Origin of the sequence: Salmonella sp. HY31 (assembly GCF_042604575.1) — a bacterium.
Taxonomy (GTDB): Bacteria; Pseudomonadota; Gammaproteobacteria; order Enterobacterales; family Enterobacteriaceae; genus Salmonella; species Salmonella diarizonae.
This window is the reverse complement of record NZ_CP170479.1, coordinates 1,923,577-1,945,234: the sequence shown is the minus strand read 5'-3', so window position 1 is coordinate 1,945,234 and position 21,658 is coordinate 1,923,577. Positions and strand designations below refer to the sequence as shown.

The following is a 21,658-nucleotide window of genomic DNA, read 5'->3' as shown; positions in this document are numbered from 1 at the left end:
CCATAAGTTAAAACAAAGGAATTAATTGAATGAAATATATTATTCTAATTTCTGTGCTTTTATTATCCGCGTGTTCCGGCCCTCGAGGAGTGACATGGGGAGTCACGCCAGCAAACTCTGATATATGTCCGTCAGGAAAATCATCCTCAGGAGAGTGCCGTTAGACACTCATTGCACACACTCGAACGCTACTAAGAAGTTCGATTTCCGCCTCGCTCATCATGTATATACGAGCCGACGAAGGAATAATGCACCATGGCAAAAGACACGCCGTATGACATCCCATGGTCATTTTGTCCATTGTTATACCTGACACATAATAGTCCATCAGCAAATCAACCCCCAATATTAAACAAAAGGTAAACAAAGCAGTGAGCCATTATTGACTAATTGATCTGGATAAAAAGAATATCTACCTGATAATTAACTATGACGAATGGAGTCATCTTTATGCGTTTAAAACTTCTGGGAATCGCTCTCACCGCCCCTGTGGCATTCAACTCTTTAGCCTCAACCGAATTCAATTTCCTTACCCCTGAAAAGGTAAGCACGGATATCAGTTTAGGAACGCTAAGTGGAAAAACAAAAGAACGCGTTTACGACCCAGCAGAAGGCGGGCGGAAAGTTAGCCAACTTGACTGGAAATACAATAACGCTGCAATTATTAAAGGTGCAATCAACTGGGATCTGATGCCATGGTTATCTGTCGGCGCTGCCGGATGGAGTACAATCGACAGCCGTGGAGCCAATATGGTTGATAAGGACTGGCAGGATGCCAATCACGCCGGAACATGGACAGATGAAAGTAGACATCCTAATACACGTCTTAATTACGCCAATGAATTCGATCTGAATGTTAAAGGCTGGTTTTTAAATGAGCCAGACTATCGACTTGGTCTTATGGCTGGCTACCAGGAAAGCCGTTACAGCTTCAATGCCACCGGGGGTACCTATATTTACAGCGAGAATGGCGGTTTCCGGAATGAAACTGGGGCATTCTCTGATGGAGAAAGAGGGATAGGCTATAAACAACAATTTAAAATGCCTTATATCGGTCTTACGGGTAACTACCGTTACGATAACTTTGAGTTTAGCGGCGCATTTAAATACAGCGGTTGGGTAAAGGCATCTGATAACGATGAGCACTATGCCAGGGCGCTCACTTTCCGTAGTAAAGTTAAAAACCAGAACTACTACTCTATTGCAGCAAACGCGGGTTACTATGTTACTCCTAACGCGAAAGTGTATGTTGAAGGAACATGGAATCGCATCACCAACAAAAAAGGGGATACTACGGTTTATGACCGCAGCGATAATACCTCTGAACACAGTAAAAACACCGCAGGTATTGAAAATTATAACTTTATGACCACTGTCGGTCTTAAATATACCTTCTAAACACGTTCGTCGGGCCACTCAGCCCGACGGCTTAAACGATTGATTATTCATTACGAATAAATCTACTTTTAAATCATTAGCGTCTGCGAATATCAAATAGCGACCTGAGGCTCCCCTTTTTGGCATAACCGACCAGGCTGGAGTACATGAGATCTGATGGTCATAATCTAAAAGCAAAAAATAATGAGCGATGGTAGCGTCCCCTTGTTAACCTTAAAACCAGATAAGCACCACCAGGAGGCGCTATGCGGGGTATCGGGGCCGTCACTCATCTTTCCTCACCGACAGGTAGCAGCGCCCCTTGCCCTGACTTCAGCGGGATGTGGAATAGCATCAGGGACTGGTTCTCACTGCCCGTTCAGGATGAGGCCGCACTGTGCTTTCACGTTTTTTATCAGCCGGATGAAGGAACGTCGCTGCCGGACAGGCTGAAGCACTTTTTAAGACTGAAGGCGCTGGCGTCTCCGGGACGGCAGGATAACTTCACCGCAGAGCGAATACTCGGTACCGGTGAAACCATCTGCATGATAGCCTCCGGTAAAAGCAGCGACCTTCCCTCCGTCACACTTCACCTGAGCGACCAGGAATGGCACACGGCGCAGCCTCAGGAAGCAGTAGCCCCGTTAGCAGAGGCAACAGAAAGCCCCGGAAGAGGCCCAACAGGCCCCCCCATTACACGTACGCAGATACAGACATGGCTGGACCTGCCGCAGGAGGCAAAAAGCGACGCTGGCGGCTGGAGAAAATGGGCCCAGGCGCAGGGGGTTACTCTCGGAAGTGCCGCACTCTATCTGACCAACACTGGGCTGACCCCCTATGGCAGGGAGCGATTACACCCTCCCAAAGAGAGAGGCCGCCCTATCACTGTCGGCCAGATCCAGACGTGGCGTGACCTCTCTGAGGAGGCGCGCAGTGCGGCGGGCGGCTGGGTAACATGGGCACAAGCCCAGGGGATCTCTATCACCAGCGCCAGAAAACATCTGACAAACATGGGACTGACATTCTATGGCATGGAACGGCTACAGCATCCTAAGGAGAGGGGGGCCCCCATCACTAAGGCGCAACTCCTGACGTGGTTTAACATGTCACAGGAAGAGCACAACAAAGCAGGCGGCTGGATAACATGGGCACAGACGCAGGGAATAGCAACCAGCAGCGCCAGGAGCTGTCTGACAAACACAGGGCTGACTACCCGCGGCATGGAACGACTGCAACTTCCCGAAAAGAGAGGGCTCCCCATCACGGACCGCCAAATTCAGGCATGGAAGGACCTGCCGCAGGAGAAGAAGCACGAGGCAGGCGGCTGGACTAAATGGGCACAGGCGCAGGAAATCTCTATCACCAGCGCCAAAAAATATCTAACAAATACCGGGCTGACCCCTCGTGGCATGGAGCTGTTACGGTCCTCCGGAGATAAAGTCGCTCCCATCACTGAGTCGCAGCTCCTGACGTGGCTTAACATGTCAGCGCAAGAACACAGCGAGGCAGGCGGCTGGATAACGTGGGCGCAGGCGCAGGGGATAACAACCAGCAGTGCCAGAAAATATCTGACAAACACCGGACTGACCCCCCGCGGCATGGAACGATTGCAGCACGCCGAAGAAAGGGGCCGCGCCATTACGGACAGACAAATTCAGGCATGGCGAGACCTACCGCAGGAGACAAAACTTGAGTCAGGTGGCTGGAAAGCATGGGCGCAGACACAGGGGATACCTCTCAGCAGTGCCGGAAACTTTCTGACAAACACCGGACTGACTCCCTTTGGTATAGTTCGTCTGCTGCCGCCCGAGGAAAGGGGGACTCCTATTACAAATGCACAAATTCAGGCCTGGCGGGATCTGCCGCAGGAAGCGAAAAAGGAGGCTGGCGGCCGAATAAAGTGGGCTCAGACGCAGGGGATAGCTATCAGAAGTGCCGAAAACTTTCTGACCAACACCGGACTGACTCTTTTTGGTATAGAGCGCCTGCTACCGCCAGAAAAAAGAGGAACGCCTATTACAAATGCACAGATTCTGGCGTGGCAGGAGCTGTCGCAGGAAGCAAAAAACGAGGCAGGCGGTTGCATAAAGTGGGCACAGGCTCAGGGGATAACCATCAGTAGTGCCTGCAGCTATCTGACAAACACAGGACTGACCCACCATGGCAGGAAACGGCTGCAGCCACCCGAAGAGAGGGGCTCGACCATCAGCCAGGCGCAACTCCTGGAGTGGTTTAATATGTCACAGGAAGAGCGCACAAAGACAGGCGGCTGGAGAAGATGGGCGGAGGCACGGGGAATAACCTTCAGAAGTGCCGAAACCTTTCTGACCAACAGCGGGCTGACCCTCTTTGGTATAGAGCGACTGAAACCGCCCGGAGAAAGAGGCGCTCCTATTACAAATGCACAGATTCGGACATGGCGGGACATGTCGCAGGAGGCGAAACGCGAGGCGGGAGGCTGGATAAAGTGGGCGCTGGCTCAGGGGATAGCCATCGGCAGCGCCAGTGGTTATCTGACAAACACAGGACTGAAGTATAATGGCATATTGCGACTGCAGCAGTCGCTGTCTGCTACCGTCACGAGTGACAGTCAACAAACATCGATGTCCGCAGGCGCAAGCGATGAGATAACCGCCAGCGTGGGTATCCTCCCGGAGCGCAGCGGGGAAAAACGGTCGCTTCCCTCGACCAAAGAGGATATCTCAGCCCCGCCGGCAAAACAGATCAAGAAAGAGGAAGACGCCGTGACCTGGCGAACACACCAGATAAACAATAACCTGCCCATTCTGCAGCACTGGCGTGACCCGACGATATCGGTGATGGCGCAGGCGGAAGGCAAGATTGAAACCTTGCAGGTTACACGGTGGGGGCCTCTTTTTAACCCATTACCCCGGCAGATAAAAGCCAGAATTAATCAGGATATTCGCTGGTTTCTGCAAAATGAAGGAAGTCATGATGCGCGAATGAATGCCATGATGTCCGTCGCTATTCCCCTTGATGACAGCGACGGTTACAGAGGGCGTACAGTCTACGCGCGAACCGATCTGGCGGCGTTTACCGTACTGGGCCCCTACTCCGGCCGCCTGCTGGACAGTGAAAAGGTACGGTGTGAATACGAAAAAGAATATGGGAAGGAAGCCGGTAATTATTATTTTGCCACGCGAAGCCAGGAACGCATTGTATCCGGCTTCCCGCAGGGAAATCTCCTCAGCCTGCTTAACAGTCCGGTATTTACCCATCGGATGTCAACGCCACGATGTTTGACCGTTATTTGCCATTTTCATGCCCGCTAAGATACTTTCGTTACTGATGCTGTCCGCTTTTCACCATTTCATCATCACTGATTGGCGTTGTGTTTTTGGTCAGCACTCCAGCTTTACGTTTCTCTTTTAACCGGTAACTCTCTCCTTTGATATTCAGCGTGGTTGAGTGATGTAGCAACCGATCCAGTATCGCTGTTGCCAGCACGTGATCTCCGAACATTTCTCCCCAGTCTGCGAACCCTTTGTTTGACGTCAGTATGATGCTCGCTTTTTCATATCGACGGTTCAGTAGCCGGAAGAACAGGCTGGCTTCCTCTCTGTTCATCGGCAGATAGCCTATTTCATCCAGGATCAACACCCGGGCATAACTCAGTTGCTGCAGCTGACGCTCCAGACGGTTTTCCTGTTTCGCTTTCATCAGTGTCGCGATCAGTCTGTCCAGTGGCATAAACAGTACCCGATGTCCCGCATCCACCGCTTTCACGCCAAGAGCTATGGCCAGATGAGTTTTTCCGACACCAGGAGGTCCCAGCAGGATCACGTTTTCGCTGCGCTCCACGAACGCCAGACCAGCCAGTTCCCGGACAACCTTACGGTCGATGCCCGGCTGGAAGGTAAAGTCGAACTGCTCCAGCGTTTTGACCCACGGCAGACGAGCCTGCTTCAGCCTGGACTCCATACCGCGCTGATGCCTGCCGTTCCATTCCTGCTGTAGCGCCATGCACAGGAACTCCCGGTAGTTCAGCTCTTTTTTAGCTGCCTGTTCCAGCAGGCTTTCAACGTGATAACTCAGATGCTCCATTTTCAGGCGACTCAGCAGGACTTCCAGCTCATGCATCACAACAGCTCCTCATAGGCACTCAGTGGTCGATGTTCCACCTGACTGACCTGCTGCCAGAGCGGGGCGTGATGCTCCGGCACTGTCTGCCAGCCAGACGATGCCGAACAGAGGCGATGTGAGGCCACCAGTTTCTCATTACTGTAGATCCGCAACTCGTCATCCAGCGATATTCGTATCGATACCGGCTGACCACACAGCGCTTCGGGAACGCTGTAACGATTACCACCAACCTCGATATAGCTGTCCCAGGACACATGGCGGATATCGAAGTAACTGGTATCGAAGTCCGTATCCGGTAACGGCTGCAGATGTTCCTGCTCCAGCGCGAAGCGCTGTTCCGGCGTTTCTTTGAACTGGCGAAGTTCCCGTTTGTCAGCCACATCGGCTATCCATTGCTCCAGTTGTTGATTAACATGAGTGAAGCTGTCGAACCTGCGGTACCGGACGAAGAAGTTCTCCTTGAGGTATTTCACCATTCGCTCAACCTTACCTTTTGTTCTGGCCCTGCGTGGACGGCATGCCCGTGGCAGGAAGTTATAGTGGTCGGCCAGCAACAGGAATCCGGAGTTGAACACGACTTTCCCGTTGTTATTCTTCAGCACCGCAGCCTTCTGGTTATCAACCAGCACCGTTTTCACACAACCACCGAAGTAGCGGAAGGCGCGAACCAGTGATTCGTAGGTATGCTCAGCATCCTGTTTTGGTGCTGCGAAGACATGGAAGCGGCGGGAGAACCCCAGCGTATTAACCGCAAAGTTAACTTTGCACCGTTGCCCGGCAACCTCCACCTCAACTTCGCCCCAGTCGTGCTGGAGCTGGTATCCAGGCTGAGTTTCGAAGCGAACTGTTCTTTTTGACGGACGCATTTTACGTTTGGGCTGGATGTAGTAACGCAGCATGGAACGTCCGCCCGTATAACCCATTGCCTTAATCTCCGCGAAGATAACCTCACTATTCCAGACATTCTCTGCCAGGCGCATGTCGATGTAATCCATAAACGGTTTCAGCTTAACCATTTTGTGGCGGGTCTTTCTGGCTGGCGGTTCAGGGTATTTGAGGTAGCGTCTGACCGTCCGTTCAGAGCAACCAATCTGAGTCGCAATATCGACAATGTACGCGCCCTGCTGGCGCATTTGCTTTATCATGTAAAAGTCCTCTCTGCTCAGCATGTTGATGTCCTTTCTGGTGTGAGAACCTTAAGGAAACAACATGTTGGGTGGAGCGGACAATCCAAATGGTGAATTACCGTCTTATATCACTGGCGCTGACACGGACGGCGGAAGCAGAAGTAAGACAGAACGTCAGCGCGGTGCTTGTCGGGAAGAATATCAACTTTTTCCTCACCACACGCGACGTCCACGCCGGGGATGAACTGTGGTTTGATTACGGGCCGGACTACCAGCATTTTGAGCCAGGTGAAACGCTACGCCCAACGCAGGTAAAGGAGGAGCCGCCTTCTTCGGAAGGAGAATAAAATATCCTTTTGCCACTCTTTGATTATCAAAACCCGGTGTTTGGTTTTGGGGAAGAGTATGCGGCACGCTGCAAGTGATTTTAAATGCCGTGTGTTATCTAGGGTTATTAGACACATTGTTGGCTTTTTTACGCCTGTTTTCTGTACGGGGAAAATGTGGGGAGTTATCCAGGAAAAAACCGCTACCCCGTTATTAACTACAATACATAAATTCAGCAATCACATCGCCGTACTAATGATCCAGAAAAAGGTCTTTTTTTGAGAGACAAAGGCCGTAAGTATAAGACATAGTATGTTTTTTATACTTAATGCAGACGAAATTATGTTTAACATAAACAACTTACGTTCTACTATCAGAACTGGGCTCCCCCTCCCCTCCAGCACAGAAACGCCGTCGCCGGAGGAAAGTTAGCACGTTTTTTTCTGAGGAAAACCAGACGGAAGCGTGGAATTGCCTGATGGAACTTTGTCCCCCTCAAGCAATAGTACCAGAAAATATCAGCAGTACGTTTAACCGCCTGAGAGAATTGGCTTTTCCGGCGCTGATGGACAACATTCAGAGCCACACAGAGGGATTAAATCAGGTTTGTATCCTGGATACAGACAGCCGAGAAGCGTTAGTACTCATCATTGAACCTAACCATTATACCATTACATGGGACGGGGTCACGATGATGTATAGCTATGATATCGCTCATCCACAGGCGGGTAGCGCTATTTCCGACACGGTGCTGTTGTCCTCGTTGGATAAGTGAAACTATCTGGTCCGAATGGCTGAAGACAAACAGTTTCGGGAATGGTTTACACTATGGGAACCATGGCATAAAGTCATTGAGCGGATAGCACCAGAAATCTGTACTGAAATTAGCACTGAGAAAAACCGAATTGTGGAGACAGGGGAATTCATCGCCCGCGTCAGCGATGAACTGAGGTTACCAGACAGAAGTGATGATATCGCGGTCGATGCAACGGCTGGCGTAAAAGTGATGAGGGAGCTCAACCTGCGCCTGTTCAACTCCGCGACTGAACGCGTGCTGGCTAAAACAGACCAGGAACATCTTTTGAAGCCACAATGGGCATAGTGAGTTCTCAGCCAGGTAAGAAGACCATAAAAAACGGGAGCCCACCGGCTCCCGTTCTTGTTTAACCCAGGTTCTGAATTACATGTTTTTGATGATTGCGTCGCCAGACTCACTACATTTCAGCAGCTTAGCGCCTTCCAACAGGCGTTTAAAAACATGTCGCGAAGCAACTATGTCCGCCACTACTACGTGGATTATGGGAATTAAAACAAAAAATACCGCCATTACCTTTTGCTACGCTCCGGCAAATCACAGTAATGATGGGGTTAGAATTTAGCTCTTTATGGTGGCTTATCATGGGTTTTTCCACATAGTAATTTACGGAAGTTCAACTTTCTAAGGTGATATTCAGGAGTATCTTCTGTAGGATTATATTTGGCGTAATAATTATTCATCTTCTTCCGTTGATAGAATTATTTCTTCTCTCCAGATCCGCAAAGGTGCTGAGCTGAAAATAACTTAAATTGAACGCTCTATATAAAAATGCAGGAGGGAGGGATAACCTACTCAAGCTGATTAGTCAGGTCATGATGCTGATGATCGCTAAATGTGAATGACTCAATTATACGGGATATTTACAATTTATTATGAAACAAATTTATTTTCCACTTTCGCATGAATAAAATACGCCAAAATCAGCACAAAGGGCAATGGCATAAAAACAACCAGAGATCTAGGGAGAATATTTAAATTTATCATCATTCCAATTATAAAATACCCAGCATACGAGTGACACAGATAAAGCGGATAACTGATATCACCTAAGAGTTTCAGACTTTTATTATATGATATTTTATCATTGATAGCATATAAAAATGCAAATACCACAATCGCTAAACCAAACCAACTAAATGTAGTTACTGTTGATATATAAAATGCAGGTCCTGCAAGATGCATCGTTATATATACAAACATATAAAACTGAAGTATAACTGCAAACACTAACCTTTTAATATCGATCCGCCCTCTCGCATAAAGAGAAAATGTCGTCCCAACCAACATAAAAGTGGTTAAATAAATAGCTTTTATTAAAAATCCGACATTTATAACCTTCAAGAAAACTGAAACTTTATCAATATGATGAGATAACCAGACTACTGATACGCTTAAAATAAGTGATAACAAAAGCACATCACTCAATGATATCTTTTCTTTCCTTCTAAAGAGGAAGGATATCCTGAAAAAAAATAACGTAGATAAATAAAATAATACTTCAATCGCAAGAGTCCAGGCTACTGGATCCATTGATATAGTATCTTTAACATACTGAGAAAGGCCCATACTAAAAATACTTAATATTTTGTCTAAACCGTAGTGATAGTCTTTCCCTGAATAATGAAAAATGCAGAACCCCAAGAATACAAAAAACAAATTAATGATACAAACAATAAAATATGTTGGGTATAGCCTAAAGAATCTTTTTTTAAGGAAAGTCGTTACAGTATACTTTTCAATTGAAATTGGAATTAAAAAACCACTAATTAAAAAGAATGTAGCGACACCAAAAATTGAAAGGAAGCCAGGAAACTCGACAGGAATAAAATCAAGTATAATTCTTGGAAAGCTTAAATTTTTCGCCTTAGGTATATTTAGTACAGATGAAATAAAGTCATTAGAAATAAAGAATGATGCTGTGTAATGTGAAAATAGCACACACAATGCGGCTCCTCCCCTCAAATAGTGAGCGAACAGAAACTTGTTATTCATAATTAATAAAATAATTCCCCATAAAAGTAATAGCGACAGCATTAAAATCCTATTCTAATAGGATTTTGGCCCAGATGATTTATGCATAGCATATAAGATATTAGCATTCGCAATTTCAGTATTTCTCCTTGATACCGAAGTTACAAATAATAGTTTTTATACTCAGCGATAATGGCTGGCGCTGGAGCAATTCCCGGCCCCTCAGATGCAGAAGACTGGTGCACAAACTGTATTCATTGAAGGCGGTAAAATTATCAACAAAAAGAAACCCAGTATAATTATTAAATACATTATTATCTGAATTTATTTAGGATGAAATTAACAGGTATCTTAACAATCACTCGGCATAGGCGATAAGCTAAAGACACTATATGTTTAATTTTCAAAACATCGAGATGATGATTTATAATATGTACCTCCCATCTGGTATCAGTCGCATCCAGTAAGCGATTTTTAATCGTTGCATTTATTCCGAAAGAGTGTTCTTGCGAGGAACAAAGAAAAACTGGCTGAATCAATTCAATTAATTTATTGTGATACTTCATGCGTCCATGATATTCAGAGCGCATCATCGTAATATGAAGCTTATCGAATAATTCTGCAATTCTCTGATAATTATCACGAGTTACAATTGCGCCAGCCATTTCCAAAACACCAAAATTCCCTTTAAATGTTTTATAGTATTTATCAAGATACCCTTCGTCTATGTTTTTCACAGCATCCAAAACATTGATAATATCATAACCATACTTTTCATTATTCAAGAAAATAAAAGCAAGATATGTCTGTATTTCAAATAGATTTTCTCCACAATTCAATTTCGCTTTTTTTACCAATGAAAAGATCCCGTCAAATGAATGAAACATATCATTCAGGATACTTTTGTCATAAACCCATACAAAGTGTTCTAAAAAATACTCATTAGGTTCAGTATCAAGCAATCGTGCTGTATTTTCTACAACTCCAGTCAGAAAAGGAGATGTAACTTTACGCTCAGATAAACGTGAATATGCCAGAAAAGGATTTGCAATAAAAGTCTCAATAATGTCAGAAACTCTTCCCGGCCTAATCATCATACTTTCTGAGTCTATAACTATAGAATACTGTTCTGGTATATGTGCAACAGTAAGAAGTTTTTTCAAAGTCTGATAAGAAAATTTACCATAATCATTTAATAACTCGATCGATGTTAAATCAATTCCATTCTTTTTTAGTAATGTATCAAATGAAAATATTGTAATATTGAGATTACTATACTTTGATGTTATATCATATAACTGATCTACGTTTTTTTCTTCTGTCGTGAAATATATATTTATCTCTTTATCTAAAAGATATACATCGAGACTTCTCAAATACTTTTCAATAAAAAAAAGATGTCCGTCAAATGTTGGTGTAATCAAAGCATACATGTGGAACCTTTTACTCCCTTTAGTTTTGATTTAAAATAGTTTTAGCAACGCGCTTCAAATAACGGATAAAAAGAGACCTAACAGGCAGATTTACTTGCTTAGTATTGCTATGTATATCAAGGCTGTCCTTCTGAGGTGGGAATGCCAAGAGTAATTCATTACTTACTTTTACAGTAGTAGAACGTAAAATTTCATATACAATATCTATTGTATTTACGGGAATTTTATTAGAAAGAGATAGATGATAATATAGTACTGTTTCCGGGTGACATACTGGCACACCAATTTTATTATAGAATGATAAATTCTCATACAGAGTTAATAATTTAATAATATTATCAAAGCTTGAGTATATAAATTGATCAGAAAAGACCACTGTATTCCATGGTATCAACTCACCTCGCTCAACATTCTTATAATAGCAAGCAAAGTATGGTTTAGGCTTTTCCCCAAACAAAAAGTTTCCGCCATGAGTCGGAACTGATATTTTTTTCTATCACATACAGAGAGATCGACTATATCGTAAAAAATTAGATCGGGACGAGTAATTAAAACTGATTCGTATTCGATATTGTTTTTTTCACAATAGCGATTAAGCATTTTTACTGAATTACTCATGTTCCAGTAAAGTGAATAAAATCTTTCAATAGGTAGAACCGGGCTAAATATATTTTTTGACTCTTCCATAAAGAAATTACGGTTATACTTATTGATGCTAAACTCAACAAGGAAATCCTCGTAAATACTTCTTAACAAACTTTCTGTTATTAAACCACCTTCTGAATCCCATTTTACAGCATTTTTATTTTTTTCATTGTTTACATTTTCCATATTAATGATATTCGATGTACCTTCATTTTCATAGCAAAAAATAAACAAATCAGCATTATTAACCATAAGTATATTCTTAATTAAATGTGGCGCAGTATCCTTAAATGTCCTCATGTAACCATATAATATAACTGCTGTTTTTTTCTTTATCGGATCCATTAACTAATCCCACCCTATTCCAAGTATTATAAAAATGCCGCACGCAAAGATATTTTTATTTTAACCTCAGCGATTCAGACTATAACTTGATTATTTCACAATGTTCACTTATATTGTTTTACAAATTACCCATGGAGTATAGCATGAATAAAATCAGTATAGTTATCGCTGGGCCAGCATATAGAGAATTTGATATTTATTACTCTATCAAGTTACTTCGAACTCATTTCCCCGAATCAGAGATTATTCTTAGCTCAAATGACCATTTACTATTAACACATGCTAACCGATTAGGCGTTTTTGATAAAATTGTTACTGTTGAAAATTCTGGGGAATTACCAAGCCTAAAATTTGAATCAGTGTCTGATAGAGGTCAACCTATTGTTTGCAATAACATAAACAAGCAAATAAAGACATCTCTCCACGGAATACTTGAAGCAAGCCATGATCTTGTATTAAAAATAAGAACCGATCAGATTTTGATGCAGAATCATATCATATCACTATGGAATTTAATAAAAGATATTCCTAACGATAATAAAAAAACAAAAGGTCGAATAATTACATCCAGCATTTTCTCAATAAACCCAAGATTTAGTGAGCGGATGCCTTATCATATAAGTGATATGCTTCAGTTCGGGTTTAAAGAAGACCTAATTCGGTACTATTCAGCGCCAGAATATCCTTTCGATTATTCTGTATGGTATGAAACTCACATATATGCTTCTCACAGCAATCGTAACGAAAATATTTTTCGTTCCAGGTATGCAGTAGAACAGTGGCTTACAATGAATTATATTTTTGGTGTTAATACGCCCTTTCCAATTAAATACCACAATGATATATCGCATAAAATCATCAAAGATTTTGAATATATCTTTCCTGATTTTTTTATTATCGCCCATCCAAAAGATATTTCACTTCGCGCATCTAAATTCAATTCAGCAATGAATTATGTCAATAATCAGTGCTATTCGACTTATGACTCATTGATGTTTTTGAAAGAAAAATACAAATTAAGCGAGCACATTCTAAGTAATTATAAAGCCATGGGGTTGAATAAAAAAATATATAAGCACTTAAATGCAATTCTTAATTCATATTTAATACATATAGTTATACGTCATTTACCAGTCAGTATACGGAAGTTTTTAAAGCGAATTTTACGTTGAGATCCATCTGGTCAATAAGCGTAAAAAATATATTACCGAAGTATAGAGTATAATTTTTTTACTATAAGTACGGGCATAAGTCTTATGATGAAATGCCCTAAGATATAGAGTACATTCTTGAGGAATCGTTCACGTCTGATTAAAATAAAACGGACTCTTTCATAAAACTCAGAGCATGCTTTTGTCAATCCTACTCGGCGCTTTAATGTTGACTCTGTGATTCTATAATCAAGCAGCACCATTTTAAGATTATGGAATCGATATCCTTGTAGGCATAATAAAAGCCAAAAAGATAAATCCTCTGATAGAACTGTATTTACAGGATACCTTAATCCTTTTTTAAAAATTGAAATATTAAACATAACAGTTGGGTGAATAAATGGAGTCATCCTGATTATATTTTTTTTAATATCATGATCACATTCATATTTATATATTATTTTATTATAAATACCAAATTCTCTACACCCGCCACCTAAAACATCAATATTTTTATTAGAATCCAAAAAATATTTTTGCAATTCAATTCTATTCAGCTTCGATACATCGTCAGAGTCCATCCTGGCAATGTATTCAAGATTAGGGTATGTTACTAATGCAAAATCTATTAGAGTGTTCATTGCCGAAGCCAGCCCTTCATTTTTTTCTCTTTTTAAGATAATAATTCTACGATCTGATTTCCCTAGTAAATTTATCAAATTTGAGATGTTGGTGCTAACAAATCCATCTATAAGTATCAACATCGCTAACTCACGATAAGACTGATTAAGAATACTTTTAATAGACAGGTACAATGGCAACTCTTTATCATTCTGATAAACCGAAAGCAAGACTGCAACTTTCGCTACAGTCTTATCAGCGATAGCGAAATCCACGCTAACCTCTATCATCCAAATTTTCTTGAGTTCACATAAAAGGTGTAAGCATCATCCACTGCCCCCACAAAGGCAATCTCACCTGCATTCAAAACAACACCCTTGTTACAAAAAGATCTCACATCATTTTCTGAATGAGATGACAATACCAATATGCCAACTGACTCAATTAACTCTTGTATTCTTTTTCTGGCTTTATCCATAAAATTAGCGTCCCCAGCACCAATTACCTCATCTAATAGAAGGATATCTGGTTTGACTGCTGTTGAAATTGCGAAAGCTAGCCGCACGGTCATACCTGATGAGTAAGTTCTGACTGGAAGATCTATAAAATCTGCTAACTCTGTAAAATCTATTATTTCTTCGCTAATAGTATTAATATATTTTTTGGGAAGCCCTAATAACATTCCTCGGGAGTAGATATTCTCTCTCCCTGAAGACTCGGGATTCATTCCTAAATTCATATCAAGCAAACTAGCAATACTGCCTTGGCTGCTAGCTTTTCCTGATGTGGGCTCATAAATCCCTGCCATAGTCTTTAACAAAGTAGACTTTCCAGCTCCATTATGCCCAATTAAAGCCAGACGATCTCCGTGCTTCAACTCGATATTTATGTCCTTCAGTGCATTAACGCTGATAGACTTAGCATTTGAAGAAATTTTCCCACCCGTTGTCAAACGAACAAAGTTAGCTTTCAGTGAGCGTGATTTTACATCAAAGATGGGATAACTCACTGAAACATTTTTGAGATTCAGATAAGCAGTCATTATTACACCCAGTACGAAATATTTTTTCTAGATTTAGCGAAGATTAAAAATCCAGCACATATATTGATAATTGAAAAAACTGTTATATAGACAATACTAGGATGCATAAAAGCAGTTGGAAAATCTACGGGCAGCAGAGGAGAACGGATGAAATCAATGAAATGGAAAAGCGGATTCCACTCAAGTAAAAATGCTTTTGAATGCATCGATTCCGTTGGAATCCACATAATTGGCGTAACCAGAAAACCTATTTGTAATACAGACATGACTATCTGGCGTAAATCCATGAAGCGAGTACAGAGACATGCCAATGTCAGTGATAAGAAGAACAGATTTATAGTTAAAATACTGAAACCAAATAAAGCCTTACTAATAGCATAAAAAGTACAAGTGCTATCAGAAAAAATCAGACAAACAACAAGAATCAACGCGTTATGTAAGAAAAAATATACATTTCTTATAATCGATTGGTAGATAAAAACACTTCTTTCTATTCTTATTTGCTTTATAAAGCTTGCACAAGCGATGAAAGAATCCGCTGATTCAATTACGGTCTGATTTATATAGCTCCATATTAAAAAACCTAGTGACAGATATAGAAGGTAATGTTTTATATCCTGGCTGAACAATGTCGAAAATACTATTGAAATAGATACTACATAGATGGCCGTACTAGCTGTTATCCAAAATGGTCCAAGCACACTGCGACGATAACGAATAATAATCTCTTGCCAGGCCATATAATTCCAGAACTGAATTTTTTCAGTCCCCCATAAATATCTAATAGAGCCAATTTAAACATTCGTTGCACCTAAAAAATCAATATATTCGGTTGGTGTCCCCATAAAGATATGATCATCGTGCTTAACTAACTTATACCGTACACGCATTCCTTTAGCGATCATAAAATTAAACATAGGTGCAATATAAAGTTCACGTGGATCACTCCGAATCAGCTCAATGTAAGCGTTAATAAATATTTCTTTATCTTTAAACCCGTACATACCATTTGAGCATAGATCAGATATTCGCTCTTTTTCAGTTGTACGCTCTACCAAAGTGGTATTACTTTTAGGCAGCGCAAAAGACCAGTGCTCTCCTTCCCCTTTAAACACTTCCAGGTAAGCATCATTCTCTTCAGTTGCAAACTCAAAATGTTTCTTATGGGTATCTATATTAAAGATAACGATAGGTTCATTATTAGGCACCTTATCCAAGGCCAGGAAAACCGTTTCTGCCTGACCGCGGGTTTCAGCAGTCAGAACAACGACTTCGTAGTCTTTAATTCCCATATGTTGCAGTTCAGCTTTAACAAACAGTGGTGTATCGTACACATCACGGCAGATAAAAATAAATTTTTCTGACTGATAGTACTGTTCAAAAGTTTTGACTGCCCACTCAAATAAGGTTTTATCGTGTGCTTTTAATTCATATTTGGGTTTAGTGTACCCTGCTTTAAAAAAACGGCTGCTGAGCCCAGCCATTGGGATAATAATCACTTAGTTAATTCCTTGTATAAATTAATCGCTGTTGCAACAAATGCCTGTTGTCTATTTGGGTGGTCATAATGCAAAGGCAGCATAGATAAAAATAGCGTTGCGGTTAAAGCCAAAATTTCCGTATAAGAAAAACTGGACGTTTCAAATTGTTTCTTAATTAGCTTAGTTAAATCTATGCTACTTTCCGGAAGCTCCAGAATCAACGTTTCACCGTCGTCCTGTATATGGAAGCGATCAGAAACAATATAGTCATATTTACCAATCGCGGAATGCAGAATTTTAGCCAGATCGTAGCGAATATCGCCATAAATGCTTAAATTGCCGTCAAAGTCGATACCGCGCGGGTCAATGACTTTGATATCATTTTTCTTGAAGTCATAAAGGATATTACTGAAGCAGAAATCCCCATGGACAAAGGATGAACGGGATTCAGGATTGATGGCTTTATGAATTTCTGCCAAAATCTCTTTCAGCATAAAATGGTTCCCTTCGGCATCCTTAACAACGTTGCCAAAACGGGGATTAGCCGCAATAAACTCATCCAGGCGAGTTTCATTTTTACTGATAAGAGATTTATAAAAATCTACTGAAGGCCCTGGGTTACGAATTTCATAGCTGCGCTCAATAAAATGGAAGCACGAATTAATTATTTGTCCCCAGATAGCCTGCGGATGATTGCCATAAACAAATAACTCAGTCAGTGTTGGGCTATAAAGATACTCCAGCTTGTAACAATAGCCGTTATCTTCTTCACCATGACTAATCAACATTGCTGCATAATATGCCATCTCTTCCGGCACATTACTGAACCAGTTCGCTTCCGCATGTAATTTCTTTTTTTTCTGTGAGCGTTTCTTTACAAAATATTTGTTAATTATAAGTTCGTTAAATGCCCGCTCAGTGGTCACTATTGTTTTAGAGTCATAGAAGGTGTTCAAGTGACCAAAATCCAGCCAATCGCTCCTGTGCTCTTGTACAAACTGGTTTGTTTCATTGTACTTAAAAAGGCTTTTCGTAAAGTCAAAATTGGTACTGATGAGGCTACGAATCAATAACTGCGGGTTGCCGATGCTGAGCACACCACAGAAAACGGCATCGCTGCTTTCGAAACCATCGTTTATCTTCATCCAGACATAGTTAAAATCTGAGCGAGCAGTATAGATCACATTTTTACCCATATTCTGCAAATTTACTGGGTTTCTTAATAATGTATCTCCGTAATAAATAATAACGCCATCATCGTCTTCCGCCGTACAGGCTGATGCCAGGCAAAACGCAATGGACTGACCAAGAGAAAAATTTTCATCAATCTGAATAATATTGATATTAGCTTCCGTCAGCGCCTGTTTATCCCAAGAGCCAATTGGGAAGTTTTTGGGTAGTGTCATGCAGATTTTTTCATCAGGATTTTCATTACGGATATTTTTAATTTGATAACTGTATAACCGCTTATTCCCAACAGGCAGAAAAGTAGGCGGAATTTCACCAAATTCAGCACGTAAATCTTGGTCGACATACTGTGCAGACAAAATTATAATCATTTTTCTTTCCTTAAAATCTCAACAATCTCATCATAGGAATAATTAATAAATTCACTGGGACGGATTGCTTTATCATCCACATAGAAGCCTTCATGACCACACCAAGGTTTACCCACATAAATTTCGTCGTAAGGAATGCTATTCACTTCAAGCCACTTAATAAGTATTGGCAGGGTGTTTTTATTAATCAACCCGATATTATTATTATAGGAATTCATATTACGGCTAGTATTCAATACAATCATGAAACCTTGTTCTTTATATTCTTTTAATTTAACAACAAGGTCTTTATTTACCAACGCATCTTCATAACCTCCAGGTCCTTTTCCCTTAGTTAAGGTCATATCAATATCAATAATAATTTTTTTCATAGCTGATAGTTCTTAATTAGTTCTGTAAAAAATATGCTTTGCTATTGTGCGTAGCATAATCATGGGGACCCCAGCGAAGCAGCGTAATTTAATATAGAGGTAAATTTGCTGCTTAAGCATATCTATAAGGCTTATACAATTTGAAAATGCTCTAGCCTTTTTATTAAGCTTATAAAAAGGCTGCTTAATAAACTTTGCTTTTGCCCCATCGTTAATTAAATGATAGATCATCAACTGATCACTGACATAAGAATGCTGGCTATCAAAAAAGATAGAACCTGCCATTGTCCGGCTAAAGATAATTTTTTGCAATGGAGCCAGCATGGGCTTACCAAAAAGAAAGTTTTTCTTTAGCACATATGTAAATGATTTACTAGCCAACTGCTTCGCGGAAGCATTCTCTTTAACGTTTCCCCAGTTATCGATGTAATAATCGTTAATATATATATCATTCCGACATGTTATATTTGGAAATTTATCAAGATTAATTTCATCACCAAAAAAATAGTATGAAAAAGTATCGAATTTTATATTTCCTTTGGCATATTGGATAATATAGCCCCAGTGATGAGTTCTGTTATAGCTTTGCTCAGGATTAATAACATAAATATTGTGATTTGAGTGAAAGAATGCCAGGCATTGCTTATAACTATCCACGTCCTGTATACTGACTAAAAAACCAAATTGCTGTGTTTTATAGCGCGACAACTCTTTTATTTTATTCAATAAATCATAATTCACTTCTTTTAAAGGCACTAAAAAAATATGTTTGTAATAATCAGGCATGTGATTTTCCGGCTGGGGCACAGCCCTCGCCGGCACCGTACTCTAAATCTGATTAATTGTATGAGAATTAATAAGCAATGAAAATATATTTCCGAGTGGTGTTGTTTTAAGCTTATTCACGTAAGATTTATTTACGTATGTTACTCATATAACTCCATTCAGTTTCATTATCAGTATGAAAAATATGAGGACCATAAACGTGCACCATGATACCCGTTTGCTCATCGCGGGCATCATAAGCGTTACCACCGATGTGTGAACGTTGATCAATAATATTGACTATATATCCCTGCTCAGCTAACTGGCGTGCAATTACTGCGCCTGAAAGACCAGCACCTACAATTAATATCTTATTACGCTTCATTATTTTTATCACTCTGTTCGCAGACACAGATAATGTTAAACAGTTTATCCAGAACCATTTTCAGTAATATCAGCAGGGTAAAATGAAATTTACTCAACGCATCCAGATAATTCCACGCTACCGCCACAGCGCGTAAGCCTTCGCACTGGTTACAAATTCATTAACGACACACGTTCCGCTGTATTTCCAGACAACGATGAATGCCATATTTCTTTGGCGTAAAATAAATTACTCAGAACGTAACAGAATGATTCTGAATACTGCGGGGCATAACCTGAACGCGCTGTCAGCGTAAATCCGATGCGTTACCTGCCCCGGCTTTTACCAAAGCAATCGGTTGATTGATGTCCGGATTGACATCCGGCATCCTTATTCTTACCGCATCAGGTAGCGGTACTCCTGCCGGTATATCCCAGCGTTGTTTCAGCGTTTGCTCCGCGAGCCAGACCTGCCTCACGCCGGTCCCCAGCATACGGGCCGTCATTTCCGGGCTACAGCCTGATAACAGTAATCCCAGCACCCGCCGCCCCTGTTTTGGCAGACGCTCTGACAGTAACCGGACCAGAGTGCGGCTGTTTATTTCCATCACCAGTTCCGGCACGCTCAACACGTTCTTCATCTCCTCCACGTAAGGCGATGTCTGTACTGATGACCACATGGCCAGCTCAGCCATTCTGGCCAGAACCCTTACCGGCATGGCGCATTTAATCAGCCTCAGATGGCGGAAGTAACCTTCCACACTGACGTCAACCGGTAAAAACGCGTTACTGCTGCAAAAAACCACTGTCCGCGGATAACGCTGAAAAACCTGTTGCCACAGTAAAAGCTGGGTTGATGGTCGTCCGGCGGATATCACCATCGCGCCTGGCCACCGGCGCAACCGATCCAGCAGCCCTTCTGGTGTCCTGAGACGAACGCTGTCTTCCACGCAAAGACCGCCGGTATCCGGAAACTGCGCAGGATTTTCTCCTGACTGACAAAACATAATCAGCCGGAGAGGCGGCAGTACCCTGGTTAACGTCTGCATATCAGTACGTCAGGACCTGGTACAGGCCGAACAGCGCTGCGACAGTGAATACCGTCAGCAGGATCAAAAATATTTTTGCTCCCGTGCTGTACCGGTACTTACCGGTGCGCCCCCGTCTGGTGGACATTCCTGCATATTCTTACGTCATCAGATTGTTCTCCTCAGGCTATTGCCAGCCCGGCAATGCGCAGCAACAGCAACAGCTTCGAATTGTGGAAACAAAATGTCCGCACCCTTTCGTGGGCCGGGAGCCATTCCATATCTGTATAAAAAATGACGTCTGGCCCCAGCCTGAACACAGCACTCTGACATCCTGCCCGGATTTGCTTTTCGGCTGCACAGGCCGTCAGCATCCCTGGCAATAAATTCCTCTGCCGCAGGGTAATTGCACCCTGAGCGGAGTACGAAAAGACCAGTGAAAAACATAGCAATCAGTTGATTTATATATTTATTCTGTAAGTCAGTTCGTCCCTGAACAGACCTCTCTTTGATTTAACAATATGAGTCAGAACGTACGGTCATACCCGGCGTTTTTTTCGCCATATTCCATGAAAGCGCCCGGCGTTACTTGCGGTGTATCTTACGGTGTGCTGGATATTCCTGTGTCCCAGATAGTCCTGTATGAGTCGTGTATCAATCCCTTTGTCAGCAAGGGCGTAGCCGCAGGCATGTCGCAGCATATGAGGATGTGGCGCTATCGTTAATTCGGCCAGCCGCCCTGCCTCACGGAGTATGTAAAAAAATTGTTGCCTGCTGAGCGGATGCCGCCGCAGCGACAGGAACAGCCAGTCTCCGTCAGCTCCTTTCTCAAGATACTTCCTGGCCCTGAGCCAGCTTTTCAGTACGTTATACTCATCAGGAAGGAGGGGGTGACACGTTGAAAAGCCATTTTTGAGGCGCCGGATATAAAGCTGTCTCCCTGCAAGATCAATATCTGATAAGCGCAGCCCCAGCAACTCACTGGCCCGGAAGCCATGAATAAACGCCATCAGGATTAAGCAGCGGTTTCTTTCCGGGAAGGGCATTCTGTCAGTCGCTGACAGCAGTTTTTCGATCTCTTCTTGCGTAAGATATTTTCTTTTCACTAATCATCCTCATCATAATCAAGTA

Annotated in this window: 22 protein-coding genes and 3 pseudogenes; 7 read left to right on the top strand and 18 right to left on the bottom strand. The window is 42.0% G+C overall.

The window, feature by feature from the left end; translation table 11 throughout:
- The first annotated feature begins 450 nt into the window (after window positions 1-450).
- Window positions 451-1,398, top strand: a complete 948-nt coding sequence (locus tag ACE15A_RS09090) for an omptin family outer membrane protease (protein WP_023247945.1) — start codon at window positions 451-453, stop codon at window positions 1,396-1,398.
- 245 nt (window positions 1,399-1,643) lie between these two features.
- Window positions 1,644-4,670 carry an SET domain-containing protein gene (locus ACE15A_RS09085; RefSeq protein WP_255135958.1) on the top strand — a complete coding sequence of 1,009 codons (3,027 nt, stop codon included), beginning with the start codon at window positions 1,644-1,646 and terminating at the stop codon, window positions 4,668-4,670.
- A gap of 10 nt (window positions 4,671-4,680) precedes the next feature.
- Here the strand turns inward: ACE15A_RS09085 and istB are convergent, their stop codons facing one another.
- Both istB and istA read right to left on the bottom strand, forming a co-directional pair.
- Window positions 4,681-5,478 carry an IS21-like element IS21 family helper ATPase IstB gene (gene istB, locus ACE15A_RS09080; RefSeq protein ID WP_000544830.1) on the bottom strand — a complete coding sequence of 266 codons (798 nt, stop codon included), beginning with the start codon at window positions 5,476-5,478 and terminating at the stop codon, window positions 4,681-4,683.
- Window positions 5,478-6,650 carry an IS21-like element IS21 family transposase gene (gene istA / locus ACE15A_RS09075; protein ID WP_000952373.1) on the bottom strand — a complete coding sequence of 391 codons (1,173 nt, stop codon included), beginning with the start codon at window positions 6,648-6,650 and terminating at the stop codon, window positions 5,478-5,480. The genes istB and istA overlap by 1 nt, the downstream gene beginning before the upstream one ends.
- Before the next feature lie 101 nt (window positions 6,651-6,751).
- On the opposite strand from istA, the pseudogene ACE15A_RS09070 reads away from it, so the two are divergent.
- From ACE15A_RS09070 to ACE15A_RS09060, 3 genes and pseudogenes are all read left to right on the top strand, one after another.
- Window positions 6,752-6,955: pseudogene (locus tag ACE15A_RS09070) on the top strand (SET domain-containing protein); the annotation flags it as partial.
- 458 nt (window positions 6,956-7,413) lie between these two features.
- Window positions 7,414-7,710, top strand: coding sequence for a hypothetical protein (locus ACE15A_RS09065; protein WP_023247943.1), 297 nt, complete (start codon window positions 7,414-7,416; stop codon window positions 7,708-7,710).
- A 15-nt stretch (window positions 7,711-7,725) separates the two neighbouring features.
- Window positions 7,726-8,037 carry an E3 ubiquitin--protein ligase gene (locus tag ACE15A_RS09060; RefSeq protein ID WP_023247942.1) on the top strand — a complete coding sequence of 104 codons (312 nt, stop codon included), beginning with the start codon at window positions 7,726-7,728 and terminating at the stop codon, window positions 8,035-8,037.
- A 78-nt stretch (window positions 8,038-8,115) separates the two neighbouring features.
- Here ACE15A_RS09060 and ACE15A_RS09055 read toward each other — a convergent pair.
- Window positions 8,116-8,190 (bottom strand): annotated as a pseudogene (locus ACE15A_RS09055) (isocitrate dehydrogenase); the annotation flags it as partial.
- 62 nt (window positions 8,191-8,252) lie between these two features.
- On the opposite strand from ACE15A_RS09055, the gene ACE15A_RS09050 reads away from it, so the two are divergent.
- Window positions 8,253-8,351 carry a hypothetical protein gene (locus ACE15A_RS09050; protein WP_219914862.1) on the top strand — a complete coding sequence of 33 codons (99 nt, stop codon included), beginning with the start codon at window positions 8,253-8,255 and terminating at the stop codon, window positions 8,349-8,351.
- A gap of 271 nt (window positions 8,352-8,622) precedes the next feature.
- Here ACE15A_RS09050 and ACE15A_RS09045 read toward each other — a convergent pair whose 3' ends face one another.
- The 4 genes from ACE15A_RS09045 to ACE15A_RS09030 all read right to left on the bottom strand — a co-directional run bounded on the left by ACE15A_RS09045 (window position 8,623) and on the right by ACE15A_RS09030 (window position 12,146).
- A complete protein-coding gene (locus ACE15A_RS09045; RefSeq protein WP_157720645.1) occupies window positions 8,623-9,690 on the bottom strand; it encodes an acyltransferase in 1,068 nt (355 codons plus the stop codon).
- A 347-nt stretch (window positions 9,691-10,037) separates the two neighbouring features.
- Window positions 10,038-11,156, bottom strand: a complete 1,119-nt coding sequence (locus tag ACE15A_RS09040) for a hypothetical protein (RefSeq protein WP_053509480.1) — start codon at window positions 11,154-11,156, stop codon at window positions 10,038-10,040.
- Between the two features lie 19 nt (window positions 11,157-11,175).
- Window positions 11,176-11,532, bottom strand: a complete 357-nt coding sequence (locus tag ACE15A_RS09035) for a hypothetical protein (RefSeq protein ID WP_137330539.1) — start codon at window positions 11,530-11,532, stop codon at window positions 11,176-11,178.
- Window positions 11,533-11,546: 14 nt separating this feature from the next.
- Window positions 11,547-12,146 (bottom strand): hypothetical protein, encoded by a 600-nt coding sequence (locus ACE15A_RS09030; RefSeq protein ID WP_137330540.1) that lies wholly within the window; start codon window positions 12,144-12,146, stop codon window positions 11,547-11,549.
- A 143-nt stretch (window positions 12,147-12,289) separates the two neighbouring features.
- Here ACE15A_RS09030 and ACE15A_RS09025 point away from each other — a divergent pair, with 143 nt between their 5' ends.
- Complete coding sequence (locus ACE15A_RS09025) at window positions 12,290-13,318, top strand: WavE lipopolysaccharide synthesis family protein (protein ID WP_023247937.1); 1,029 nt, start codon at window positions 12,290-12,292, stop codon at window positions 13,316-13,318.
- Window positions 13,319-13,350: 32 nt separating this feature from the next.
- Here ACE15A_RS09025 and ACE15A_RS09020 read toward each other — a convergent pair whose 3' ends face one another.
- The 11 genes and pseudogenes from ACE15A_RS09020 to ACE15A_RS08970 form a co-directional block, all read right to left on the bottom strand.
- Window positions 13,351-14,208, bottom strand: coding sequence for a glycosyltransferase (locus ACE15A_RS09020; protein WP_023247936.1), 858 nt, complete (start codon window positions 14,206-14,208; stop codon window positions 13,351-13,353).
- Window positions 14,205-14,960 carry an ABC transporter ATP-binding protein gene (locus tag ACE15A_RS09015; protein WP_023247935.1) on the bottom strand — a complete coding sequence of 252 codons (756 nt, stop codon included), beginning with the start codon at window positions 14,958-14,960 and terminating at the stop codon, window positions 14,205-14,207. The genes ACE15A_RS09020 and ACE15A_RS09015 overlap by 4 nt, the downstream gene beginning before the upstream one ends.
- A gap of 2 nt (window positions 14,961-14,962) precedes the next feature.
- Window positions 14,963-15,700, bottom strand: coding sequence for an ABC transporter permease (locus ACE15A_RS09010; RefSeq protein WP_283956624.1), 738 nt, complete (start codon window positions 15,698-15,700; stop codon window positions 14,963-14,965).
- 54 nt (window positions 15,701-15,754) lie between these two features.
- On the bottom strand, window positions 15,755-16,459 hold the full coding sequence (locus ACE15A_RS09005) for a glycosyltransferase family 2 protein (RefSeq protein ID WP_023247933.1): 705 nt from the start codon (window positions 16,457-16,459) through the stop codon (window positions 15,755-15,757).
- Window positions 16,456-18,000, bottom strand: a complete 1,545-nt coding sequence (locus ACE15A_RS09000) for a phosphotransferase (protein ID WP_023247932.1) — start codon at window positions 17,998-18,000, stop codon at window positions 16,456-16,458. Before ACE15A_RS09000 ends, ACE15A_RS09005 begins: the two co-directional genes overlap by 4 nt.
- Window positions 17,997-18,371 carry a capsule biosynthesis phosphatase gene (locus ACE15A_RS08995; RefSeq protein ID WP_023247931.1) on the bottom strand — a complete coding sequence of 125 codons (375 nt, stop codon included), beginning with the start codon at window positions 18,369-18,371 and terminating at the stop codon, window positions 17,997-17,999. The genes ACE15A_RS09000 and ACE15A_RS08995 overlap by 4 nt, the downstream gene beginning before the upstream one ends.
- A 12-nt stretch (window positions 18,372-18,383) precedes the next feature.
- The gene (locus ACE15A_RS08990; RefSeq protein WP_129382405.1) at window positions 18,384-19,178 is read right to left on the bottom strand and encodes a hypothetical protein; all 795 of its coding nucleotides are present in this window, start codon (window positions 19,176-19,178) and stop codon (window positions 18,384-18,386) included.
- A gap of 27 nt (window positions 19,179-19,205) precedes the next feature.
- Window positions 19,206-19,521: pseudogene (locus ACE15A_RS08985) on the bottom strand (NAD(P)-binding protein); the annotation flags it as partial.
- Window positions 19,511-19,648 carry a hypothetical protein gene (locus ACE15A_RS08980; RefSeq protein ID WP_164984571.1) on the bottom strand — a complete coding sequence of 46 codons (138 nt, stop codon included), beginning with the start codon at window positions 19,646-19,648 and terminating at the stop codon, window positions 19,511-19,513. The gene ACE15A_RS08980 and the pseudogene ACE15A_RS08985, both read right to left, overlap by 11 nt.
- Before the next feature lie 159 nt (window positions 19,649-19,807).
- Window positions 19,808-20,548 (bottom strand): transport protein, encoded by a 741-nt coding sequence (locus ACE15A_RS08975; RefSeq protein ID WP_070804689.1) that lies wholly within the window; start codon window positions 20,546-20,548, stop codon window positions 19,808-19,810.
- Between the two features lie 518 nt (window positions 20,549-21,066).
- Window positions 21,067-21,633, bottom strand: coding sequence for a tyrosine-type DNA invertase (locus tag ACE15A_RS08970; RefSeq protein WP_000824704.1), 567 nt, complete (start codon window positions 21,631-21,633; stop codon window positions 21,067-21,069).
- Window positions 21,634-21,658 lie beyond the last annotated feature (25 nt).